The sequence below is a fragment of the Streptomyces sp. URMC 127 genome (assembly GCF_051386535.1).
Lineage (GTDB): Bacteria > Actinomycetota > Actinomycetes > Streptomycetales > Streptomycetaceae > Streptomyces.
Map to the genome: position 1 here is coordinate 1 of NZ_JBPQTW010000237.1, position 10107 is coordinate 10107.

Sequence of the window (10107 nt, forward strand, 5' to 3'; positions counted from 1 at the left end):
CCCCCCGCGGCGCCCCCCAAGCCCACCTGGGACCCGCGCCAGCCCGTCGTGCGGCCGTTCCCCTGGCTGCGCCCCACCATCCGGATACGCCTGACCCTGCTGTACGGCGGGATGTTCCTGATGGCGGGCGTCCTGCTGCTCACGATCATCTACCTGCTGGCGGCCGACGCCCTCACCCAGGGCAACCAGCTGCCGTTCCGGATCCTCAACGCCAACGTCGAGACCAGCGCCAGCTGCCGGAGCCTGCCCCAGGGCTCCGCGACCAACAGCGACACTTTCATGAACGGCCTGCGGCTGTGCATGGAGCACCAGCGCGCCATGGCCCTCGACGGCCTCCTCAAGCGCTCCCTGCTGGCCCTCCTCGGCCTCGCCGTGATCGCCTTCGCCTTCGGCTACGCCATGGCGGGCCGGGTCCTCTCGCCGCTGGGCAAGATGACCCGCACCGCCCGCCGGGTGGCCGCCACCGACCTCTCCCGGCGCATCGAACTGGGCGGGCCGGAGGACGAGTTGAAGGAGCTGTCGGACACCTTCGACGAGATGCTCGACCGGCTGGAGCGGGCCTTCACCGCCCAGCAGCGGTTCGTGGCCAACGCCTCGCACGAGCTGCGCACGCCGCTGGCGATCAACCGCACGCTGCTGGAGGTCACCCTCTCCGACCCCGGCGCGCCGCCGGAGATCCATCAGCTCGGCAAGACGCTGCTGGCCACCAACGAGCGCAGCGAGCAGCTGGTGGAGGGCCTGCTGCTGCTCGCCCGCAGCGACAACGAGATCGTCGACCGCAAGCCCGTGGACCTGGCGGAGGTGGCGTCCCGGGCGCTGGACCAGACGCGCTCGGAGGCCCAGGACAAGGGCGTGGAGCTGCGCGGCACCCGGCAGCCCGCGGTGGTCCAGGGCAATGGCGTCCTGCTGGAGCGGATCGCGCTGAACCTCGTGCAGAACGCCGTGCGCTACAACGCCCCGGACGGCTGGGTCGAGGTCACCACCGAGGCGCAGCCGGGCCGTGCGGTGCTGGTCGTGGAGAACACCGGCCCCGTGGTCCCGGCGTACGAGCTGGACAACATCTTCGAGCCGTTCCGCAGGCTCCGCACGGAGCGCACGGGCAGCGACAAGGGCGTCGGCCTGGGGCTGTCCATCGTGCGCTCGGTGGCCCGCGCGCACGGCGGGCGGATCACCGCCGAGCCGCGCGAGGGAGGCGGGTTGATCATGAGAGTGGTCCTGCCCACCTGAAAATTTCTGCGAGAATGGGGCGGCCGTAGGTTCGCTTTGGGCGGAATTTTCCCGTTCCGCCCCTCGCTGTGGATGTGTGGAATCGCTCACACACGCAAACTTCCGGCCATCCACTCTCCGTGATCAACGAGCCCGCCGGAACGCCGGAAAAATGGGGGTTTCCGCTGGTCCTGATCACGGGAAGTACACGTGATGGCGCATCCGCATGCGGCATCCGGACCGTGTACGGTCCGGTTCGCCATCCAACCCCATCACCTCTTCAGGTGTGCGGTTGGGTGTCGATTGAGTAACAGACCTTGATGTGAGGCAAAATCTCCGCCTCGGGTCGGGCACAAGTCCGGCCTCTCACGCGTTACGTGCGCTGGAGACACCGCAGACACCCAGAGGGGGAGAGCGACATGGCAACGGACTACGACACCCCACGCAAGACCGACGACGACGTCGACTCGGACAGCCTTGAAGAGCTCAAGGCCCGCCGGAACGACAAGTCGGCGTCGACCGTCGACGTGGACGACTTCGAGGCCGCCGAGGGCATGGAGCTGCCCGGCGCGGACCTCTCCAACGAGGAGCTGGCCGTCCGGGTCCTGCCCAAGCAGGCCGACGAGTTCACCTGCATGAGCTGCTTCCTCGTGCACCACCGCAGCCAGCTGGCGCGCGAGAAGAACGGCCAGCCGATCTGCCGCGACTGCGACTGAGGACCGGGTCTGCGATGGCAGGCTCGGCCCCGTTCCGGAAGAGGCGCTCCCGGCAGCCCGAGCTGACCACCGGGCCCGGCCGGGGCGCCGCACGGCAGGACGCTCCCGCCGCCGGTGACACGGCCGGCACCGACGTCGAGCGGGGCCGCACGGCCTCGCTCGCCGCTGCGGTCGGCCGTGGCGCCGCCAAAGGCGGCCGCGGAGCGCGGGCGGGCCTCACCGCCCTCGCCGACCGCATCATCGCGAACGCCCCGCGCATCCCCGTGCGCGACCTCGCGACGCTGCGGGCCCAGTTCCCGGGCCTCGGCCCGGAGGAGCTCGCCGACAAGCTGGTGGCCGGCGCGGCCAACGCCACCTCCACCGTCGGCGCCGGAGTCGGCGCCGCGGCGATGCTGCCGGTGCCGCCCGCGATGCCCGCCGAGCTGGCGGCCGAGATCGCCGGCGTCGCCGCCGTGGAGATCAAGCTGATCGCCGAGCTCCACGAGGTGTACGGCCTGCGGGCCCCCGGCACCCTCCGCCAGCGCTCCCTGGCCTATCTGGCCGCCTGGGCCGACGAGCGCGGCATCGACGTCACGGCCCCCACCACCGTCAACGCGGCCCTGGGCGGCCAGCTCAAGCGCGAGCTGCGCCAGCAGATCCTCAAGCGCGCGTTCCGCAATCTCCCCAGCCTCGCCCCCTTCATGGTGGGTGCGACCGTGGGCGCGGTGATGAACCGCCGCGACACCAGAAGGCTCGCGGCCAGGGTCCGTAAGGACCTGCGCGCCCGGCAGGTGCCGTGGGACGCACTCCCCGAGGGCCCGGAAGGCCCTTCTCCGCTCACCTAGCGGCCTCGTGGGCCGGGCCCGGCGCCCGGCCCTCTGCGCGCCGCGGGGAAGCCCGCCGGCAGGCCCGTACGACCGCTTCCGCCGGAAGGCGCCTCAGGAGGCCCGTGCCGCTGTCAGCGCGGCGGCCAGCCGCTCGGGCGAGCGCGTCGAGAGGTAGAGGTACGGCGTCGGGTCGGACGGGTCCGTGACCTCGATCCGGACCGCCGTGGGCACATACCCCCGCAGCAGCATGAAGGCCCGGGTGTCCGCCTTGTACGTGCGCCAGGCACGGGCCTCCTCGCCCTCCAGCACCTCCGGCGTCCCCAGCGCCTCGACCGGGATCCGGGCGTCGCCCGCGATCAGCGCGCCGCCCACCAGCCGGATGCGCGCCGACCCGTAGGAGCTGACGGCCACCGCCGCGAGGGCCGCGCCGCCCACGAGACCGCCCAGCATGGGCACCGTCCCCAGGGGCAGCAGGATCAGCGCCATCGCCACCCCGGCCAGAACCGCGATCAACCACCAGGAACGGGGCGCGGTGAGACGTTCTTCGTAAGCCTGCATGGGCCCAAGCTTGACACGAGCGGGACCGGGCCCGGCCGTCGCGGGTAAGGTCAGCCCCTGTGAGTGGACGAACGACAGCGCTGATGCCGCCGGAGGGGGCCGTGCCCCCGGTGCGGCACCCCGACGCGCCCGCGCCCGGCGAGACCATCGGGTCGCACTACGAGTACTGCTTCGGCTGCGGCCCCGGCGTCCCGCACGGGCTGCACGTGGAGGTACGGGCCGGCGACGGGGTGTGCGTCACCGCGGAGTTCCGGGTGAAGGACGCCCACCAGGGCGCCCCCGGCCTCGCCCACGGCGGGGTGCTGGCGACGGCGCTGGACGAGACGCTGAGCGCGCTGGGCTGGATGCTGCGGGTGATCGCGGTGACGGGCCGGCTGGAGACCGACTACCTGCTGCCCGTGCCGGTGGACACCGTGCTGCACCTGCGGGCCGAGGTGAAGGCCGTGCACGGCCGTAAGATCTACGCTGCGGCCACCGGCCGGATCGGCGGGCCCGAGGGTCCCGTCGCGCTCCGCGCCGAGGCGGTGTTCGTCGAGGTCAAGGTGGACCACTTCATCGAGCACGGCCGTCCCGCAGAGATCCAGGCCACCCTGGCCAACCCCGACCAGGTGAAGGTCGCGCGAGCTTTCGAGGTGAACCCGTGACGCGTCAACCCTTGGACGTCCTCATCCGCCGAGTCGACCCCGAGGTGCCCGTCCCCTCCTACGGTCACCCCGGTGACGCCGGCTGCGACCTCGTGACCACCGAGGCCGCCGAGCTGGCCCCGGGCGAGCGGATGGTCCTGCCGACGGGTGTGGCGATCGCGCTCCCCGACGGCTACGCCGCCTTCGTGCACCCGCGTTCGGGCCTCGCCGCCAGGTGCGGAGTCTCCATGGTGAATGCCCCGGGGACCATCGATGCCGGGTACCGTGGAGAGATCAAGGTGATTGTGGTCAATCTGGACCCGCGGGAGACCGTCCGGTTCGAGAGGTTCGACCGCATCGCCCAGTTGGTCGTCCAGCAGGTAGAGAAGGTCCGCTTCCACGAGGTCGCGGAGCTTCCGGGCTCGGCACGGGCCGAAGGGGGCTTCGGGTCCACCGGTGGCCACGCTGCCGTGGGGTATGGATTCGCTTCGGTCGCCAGCGACCGGGAAGGACAGTGACGTGTTCGGTCGTCGCCGCAAGCGCAGTGAGGACGTGGCCGGGGACTCCCGTCCCGACGACGTGACCTCCGAGGAGTTGGCCGAGGACTCGCCGGCCGCGCAGGACTCCGCGGCCGAGAGCCGCGTCCGGCTGGAGCCGGAGCCGCGCCCCGACGGGCCGTGGGATCTCTCCGAGGTCCGCGACCCCGCCGAGGGCCGGGTCGACCTGGGCGGTCTGTTCGTGCCCGGTGTCGAGGGCATGGAGCTGCGCGTGGAGGTCGCCGGTGACGCGATCGTCGCCGCGACCGTCGTGCTCCGCGACAGCGCCGTGCAGCTGCAGGGCTTCGCCGCCCCCAAGCGCGAGGGCATCTGGAGCGAGGTCCGCGAGGAGATCGCCTCCGGCATCACCCAGCAGGGCGGTGTCGTGGACGAGGTGCAGGGGCCGCTCGGCTGGGAGCTGCGGGCCCAGGTGCCGGTGGCGCTGCCGGACGGCACGCAGGGCGTGCAGATGGTGCGCTTCGTCGGGTGCGACGGGCCGCGCTGGTTCCTGCGCGGCGTGATCTCCGGCCAGGGCGCGGTGCAGCCGCAGACCGCCGGCCTGCTGGAGCAGATCTTCCGGGACACCGTCGTGGTCCGCGGCGAGTCCCCGATGGCTCCCCGCGACCCGATCGTCCTGAAGCTGCCCGAGGACGCCCAGATGGTCGCCGAGGGCCTGCAGCCGCAGGACGACGACCGCTCGCGCTTCGCGGGCGGCGTGGACCGCCTGGAGCGCGGTCCGGAGATCTCCGAAGTGCGCTGACGTACGGCTCACGGCCGCCGGCGAGCATCCCGCCGACGGCCGGATTTTGGCCTTCCGCTGGGCCGCAACCCCTGACCGGGGTTGCGCCCCAGCGGCGTTTTTGCAGGTCAAAGGCGTATCCGTATGGATTCCGTCAAGGGGGCGCTAATGGCCGTATAGAGGGCGTCAACGCGGGCGCAGGAGGGGGCGGCGAACGGTTTCCTGTGATGGTCCGTTCCTCTCCGAACCCTCTCTAGGAGCACACGATGGCCGACGTGGCCTTCGTCGTCACCACGGTCGCGGTCTTCGCGCTGGTGGCTCTCGTCGCCAAGGGGGTGACGAAGCTGTGACCGCCGAGAACATCGTCGGCCTGGTCGTGGCCGTCGCCCTGCTGGGCTACCTGATCCTCGCCCTCGTCTTCCCGGAGAGGTTCTGAGCACAGACATGAGCCCCGTACTCTCCGGAGTCCTCCAGCTCCTCGCGCTCGTCGCGGCGCTGGCGCTGTCCTACCGCCCGCTGGGCGACTACATGGCCCGCGTCTACAGCGCCGAGAAGCACCTGGGCGTGGAAAGACTGATCTACCGCACCATCGGCGCCGACCCGGACGCCGGGATGCGCTGGCCCGCGTACCTGCGCGGCGTCCTCGCCTTCTCCGCCGTCGGCGTCCTCTTCCTGTACCTGCTGCAGCGGATCCAGGGCGTCCTGCCGGACTCGCTGTCGCTGGGCTTCACCGCGATCAGCCCGGACCAGGCGTTCAACACCGCCGCCTCGTTCGTCGCCAACACCAACTGGCAGTCGTACTCGGGCGAGCAGGCCATGGGCCACGCCGTCCAGACGCTCGGCCTCGCCGTGCAGAACTTCGTCTCCGCGGCCGTCGGCATAGCCGTCGCGGTCGCGCTCGTCCGCGGCTTCGCCCGCTCCCGCACCGGCGAGCTCGGCAACTTCTGGGCCGACCTCGTCCGCGGCACCGTCCGCATCCTGATCCCGCTCTCGGTGATCGGTGCGATCGTGCTCGTCGCCTGCGGCGCGATCCAGAACTTCTCCGGGATCCACGGGATAGGTCAGCTCACGGGCGGCACCCAGCAGGTCAACGGCGGCGCCGTGGCCTCGCAGGAGGTCATCAAGGAGCTCGGCACCAACGGCGGCGGCTACTTCAACGCCAACTCCGCCCACCCGTTCGAGAACCCCAACGCCTTCTCCAACCTCTTCGAGATCTTCCTGATCCTCGTCATCCCGTTCTCGCTGACGCGCACCTTCGGCAAGCTCGTCGGCAACGTCAAGCAGGGCTACGCGATCCTGGCCGCGATGGGCGTCATCTGGCTCGGCTTCACCGCCCTGATGATGTGGACCGAGTACGCGCACCACGGCCCCGCGCTGCAGGCGGCGGGCGGCGCGATGGAGGGCAAGGAACAGCGCTTCGGCGTCGGCGCCTCGGCCATCTTCGCCACCACCACGACGCTCACCTCGACCGGCGCGGTGGACTCCTTCCACTCCTCCTTCACCGGCCTCGGCGGCGGCATCACGCTGCTGAGCATGATGCTCGGCGAGATCGCGCCCGGCGGCGTCGGCTCCGGCCTCTACGGCATGCTCGTCATGGCGGTCATCGCGGTCTTCATCGCGGGCCTGATGGTCGGCCGTACGCCCGAGTACCTCGGCAAGAAGATCGGCACCCGCGAGATCAAGCTCGCCGCGTGCTACATCCTCATCACCCCGACCCTGGTGCTGGGCTTCACCGCCCTGTCCATGGCGCTGTCCGCGCCGCCCGAGTCGATCCTGAACGTCAAGGGCAACTCGGTGGACGGCAGCGGCGCCCACGGCTTCTCCGAGGTCCTCTACGCGTTCACCTCCGGCGCCAACAACAACGGCTCCGCCTTCGCCGGCCTGAACGCCAACACGCCCTGGTACAACACCACGATCGGCCTCGCCATGCTGCTCGGCCGCTTCCTGCCGATGGTCTTCGTCCTGGCGCTGGCCGGCTCGCTCGCCGAGCAGACGCCCGTCCCCGAGACCGCCGGCACCCTGCGCACGGAGAAGCCGCTCTTCGCGGGCCTGCTCGTCGGCGCGATCCTGATCATCACCGGCTTGACCTACTTCCCGGCCCTGGCCCTTGGCCCGATGGCGGAGGGACTCTCATGAGCACGACCACCCCTGTCCGTACGCCGTCCGAGGAGGACGCCCGGCCGCAGGGCTCCCCGGAGCCCGGCCGGGTCTCCGGCGGCCTCTTCGACCCGGCCCAGCTGCTGAAGTCGCTGCCGGACGCCTTCCGCAAGCTCGACCCCCGGGTGATGGTCAAGTCCCCGGTGATGTTCGTGGTCCTGATCGGCTCGGTGGTCACCACCGTGCTGGCGCTGAAGGACCCGGGCTCCTGGTTCGGCTGGGCGATCACCGTCTGGCTGTGGCTGACCGTCCTCTTCGCCAACCTGGCCGAGGCGGTCGCCGAGGGCCGCGGCAAGGCCCAGGCCGACACCCTGCGCAAGGCCAAGACCGACACGGTGGCCCGCCGGCTGAACGGTGACACCGAGGAGCCGGTGGCCGGCACCGAGCTGCGCGTGGGCGACCTGGTCGTCTGCGAGGCGGGCGACATCATCCCGGGCGACGGCGACGTCGTCGAGGGCGTCGCGTCGGTCGACGAGTCGGCCATCACCGGCGAGTCCGCCCCGGTCATCCGCGAGTCCGGCGGCGACCGCTCGGCGGTCACCGGCGGCACCAAGGTCCTCTCCGACCGCATCGTCATCAAGATCACGACGAAGCCCGGCGAGACCTTCATCGACCGGATGATCAACCTGGTCGAGGGCGCGGCCCGGCAGAAGACGCCCAACGAGATCGCGCTGAACATCCTGCTCGCCTCGCTGACGATCGTCTTCCTGCTGGCCGTCATCACGCTCCAGCCGTTCGCGATCTACGCGGGCGCCGAGCAGTCGATGATCATCCTCGCGGCGCTGCTCGTCTGCCTCATCCCGACCACCATCGGCGCCCTGCTGTCCGCCATCGGCATCGCGGGCATGGACCGGCTGGTGCAGCGCAACGTCCTGGCGATGTCCGGGCGCGCGGTGGAGGCCGCGGGCGACGTCTCGACGCTGCTGCTCGACAAGACCGGCACCATCACGTACGGCAACCGGCAGGCCGCCGAGTTCGTGCCCGTCAAGGGCACCATGGCGGCCGAGGTCGCCGACGCCGCCCAGCTGTCCTCGCTCGCCGACGAGACGCCCGAGGGCCGCTCGATCGTCGTGCTCGCCAAGGAGAAGTACGGCCTGCGCGAGCGCCACGAGGGCGAGCTGGTGGGAGCGGAGTGGATCCCGTTCACGGCGCAGACGCGCATGTCCGGCGTGGACGTCGACGGCCGCAAGGTCCGCAAGGGCGCGACCGGTTCGGTCATCGCCTGGGTCGAGGAGCAGGGCGGCCGCGTGGCCGAGGACGCCCGCAAGCTCACCGACGACATCTCGCAGGCGGGCGGCACGCCGCTGCTCGTCGCCGTGGAGGACGACAAGGGCGCGCGCGTCCTCGGCGTCATCCACCTCAAGGACGTCGTCAAGGAGGGCATGCGCGAGCGGTTCGACGAGCTGCGCGCCATGGGCATCAAGACCGTCATGATCACGGGCGACAACCCGCTGACGGCCAAGGCCATCGCGGAGGAGGCCGGCGTCGACGACTTCCTCGCCGAGGCCACGCCCGAGGACAAGATGGCGCTCATCAAGCGCGAGCAGGCCGGCGGCAAGCTCGTGGCGATGACGGGCGACGGCACGAACGACGCCCCCGCACTCGCCCAGGCGGATGTCGGCGTGGCCATGAACACCGGCACCTCGGCCGCCAAGGAGGCCGGGAACATGGTGGACCTGGACTCCAACCCGACCAAGCTGATCGAGATCGTCGAGATCGGCAAGCAGCTGCTCATCACGCGCGGCGCCCTGACGACCTTCTCGATCGCCAACGACGTCGCCAAGTACTTCGCCATCATCCCGGCGATGTTCGCGGTGGCCTACCCCGGCCTGGACAAGCTCAACATCATGAGCCTGACCTCGCCCGAGTCGGCCATCCTCTCGGCGGTCATCTTCAACGCGCTGATCATCGTCGCGCTGGTCCCGCTCGCCCTCAAGGGCGTGCGCTACCGGCCGATGAGCGCGGACGCCATGCTCCGCCGCAACCTCTTGATCTACGGACTGGGCGGCCTGATCTCCCCGTTCATCGGTATCAAGATCATCGACCTGCTCATCTCCCTCATCCCTGGCATCGGGTGACGTCACCATGAACAACTCCGTACGCAGCACGGCCCGCCTGGTCGGCGCGGGGCTCCGCGCCCTGCTCGTCCTCACGGTGGTCTGCGGGGTGATCTACCCGCTGGTCGTCACCGGCATCGCCCAGGCGGCCTTCCACGACAAGGCCAACGGCTCCGAGGTGACCGTGGACGGCAAGTCCGTGGGCTCCGAGCGGCTCGGGCAGACCTTCACCCTCGATGAGAAGGACAAGGACGGCAACCCGCTGCCGGACCCGAAGTACTTCCAGCCGCGCCCGTCGGCCGCCGGCCCGAACACCGAGAACACGCAGCACAAGCTGCTCGTCTCCGGTGCCTCGAACCTCGCCGCCGATAGCAAGACCCTGCTGGACGCCGTGAAGCAGCGGCGGGCGGACGTCGCCGAGTTCAACCACGTGGACCCGAAGTCCGTCCCGGTGGACGCGCTGACGGCCTCCGCCTCGGGTCTCGACCCGGACATCTCGCCGGCCTACGCACGCCTGCAGGCCAAGCGCGTCGCCGAGGCCAACGGCCTGTCGGCGGCCGCGGTCGAGAAGCTGGTCGAGGACCACGTGGACGGCCGCATCCTCGGCTTCATGGGCGAGGAGCGCGTCAACGTCCTGAAGCTGAATGTCGCCCTGCGGGAGCTCGCCGGGGGCGGCGGCAAGCGCTGACGCCTTCCGGCGGGGGAGGGG

General features: G+C 71.0%; 11 protein-coding genes. 10 read left to right on the plus strand and 1 reads right to left on the minus strand.

Translation table 11 applies throughout. The features are described 5' to 3' along the window. From ACSNOH_RS30075 to ACSNOH_RS30085, 3 genes are all read left to right on the plus strand, one after another. A partial coding sequence (locus ACSNOH_RS30075) for a sensor histidine kinase (protein WP_436724604.1) occupies positions 1-1227 on the plus strand: 1227 nt, incomplete at its 5' end. A gap of 398 nt (positions 1228-1625) precedes the next feature. Next, positions 1626-1922, plus strand: coding sequence for a DUF4193 domain-containing protein (locus ACSNOH_RS30080; RefSeq protein WP_030366107.1), 297 nt, complete (start codon positions 1626-1628; stop codon positions 1920-1922). 14 nt (positions 1923-1936) lie between these two features. Further along, positions 1937-2746 (plus strand): hypothetical protein, encoded by an 810-nt coding sequence (locus tag ACSNOH_RS30085; protein ID WP_436724605.1) that lies wholly within the window; start codon positions 1937-1939, stop codon positions 2744-2746. A 93-nt stretch (positions 2747-2839) separates the two neighbouring features. On the opposite strand, the gene ACSNOH_RS30090 is transcribed toward ACSNOH_RS30085, so the two are convergent. After that, a complete protein-coding gene (locus ACSNOH_RS30090; RefSeq protein WP_436724606.1) occupies positions 2840-3286 on the minus strand; it encodes a DUF3093 domain-containing protein in 447 nt (148 codons plus the stop codon). A gap of 83 nt (positions 3287-3369) precedes the next feature. On the opposite strand from ACSNOH_RS30090, the gene ACSNOH_RS30095 reads away from it, so the two are divergent. From ACSNOH_RS30095 to kdpC, 7 genes are all read left to right on the plus strand, one after another. After that, positions 3370-3930: a PaaI family thioesterase gene (locus ACSNOH_RS30095; RefSeq protein WP_436724612.1), complete on the plus strand. Its 561-nt coding sequence runs from the start codon at positions 3370-3372 to the stop codon at positions 3928-3930. After that, positions 3927-4427 carry a dUTP diphosphatase gene (gene dut / locus ACSNOH_RS30100; protein WP_436724607.1) on the plus strand — a complete coding sequence of 167 codons (501 nt, stop codon included), beginning with the start codon at positions 3927-3929 and terminating at the stop codon, positions 4425-4427. Before ACSNOH_RS30095 ends, dut begins: the two co-directional genes overlap by 4 nt. 1 nt (position 4428) lies before the next feature. Beyond that, positions 4429-5205 carry a DUF3710 domain-containing protein gene (locus tag ACSNOH_RS30105; protein WP_436724608.1) on the plus strand — a complete coding sequence of 259 codons (777 nt, stop codon included), beginning with the start codon at positions 4429-4431 and terminating at the stop codon, positions 5203-5205. 325 nt (positions 5206-5530) lie between these two features. Further along, on the plus strand, positions 5531-5620 hold the full coding sequence (kdpF, locus tag ACSNOH_RS30110) for a K(+)-transporting ATPase subunit F (protein ID WP_043188605.1): 90 nt from the start codon (positions 5531-5533) through the stop codon (positions 5618-5620). A gap of 8 nt (positions 5621-5628) precedes the next feature. Beyond that, positions 5629-7320: a potassium-transporting ATPase subunit KdpA gene (gene kdpA / locus ACSNOH_RS30115; RefSeq protein ID WP_436724609.1), complete on the plus strand. Its 1692-nt coding sequence runs from the start codon at positions 5629-5631 to the stop codon at positions 7318-7320. Next, positions 7317-9419, plus strand: a complete 2103-nt coding sequence (gene kdpB / locus ACSNOH_RS30120; RefSeq protein ID WP_436724610.1) for a potassium-transporting ATPase subunit KdpB — start codon at positions 7317-7319, stop codon at positions 9417-9419. The genes kdpA and kdpB overlap by 4 nt, the downstream gene beginning before the upstream one ends. 7 nt (positions 9420-9426) lie before the next feature. Continuing rightward, positions 9427-10086 (plus strand): potassium-transporting ATPase subunit KdpC, encoded by a 660-nt coding sequence (gene kdpC / locus ACSNOH_RS30125; protein WP_436724611.1) that lies wholly within the window; start codon positions 9427-9429, stop codon positions 10084-10086. Positions 10087-10107: the final 21 nt, after the last annotated feature.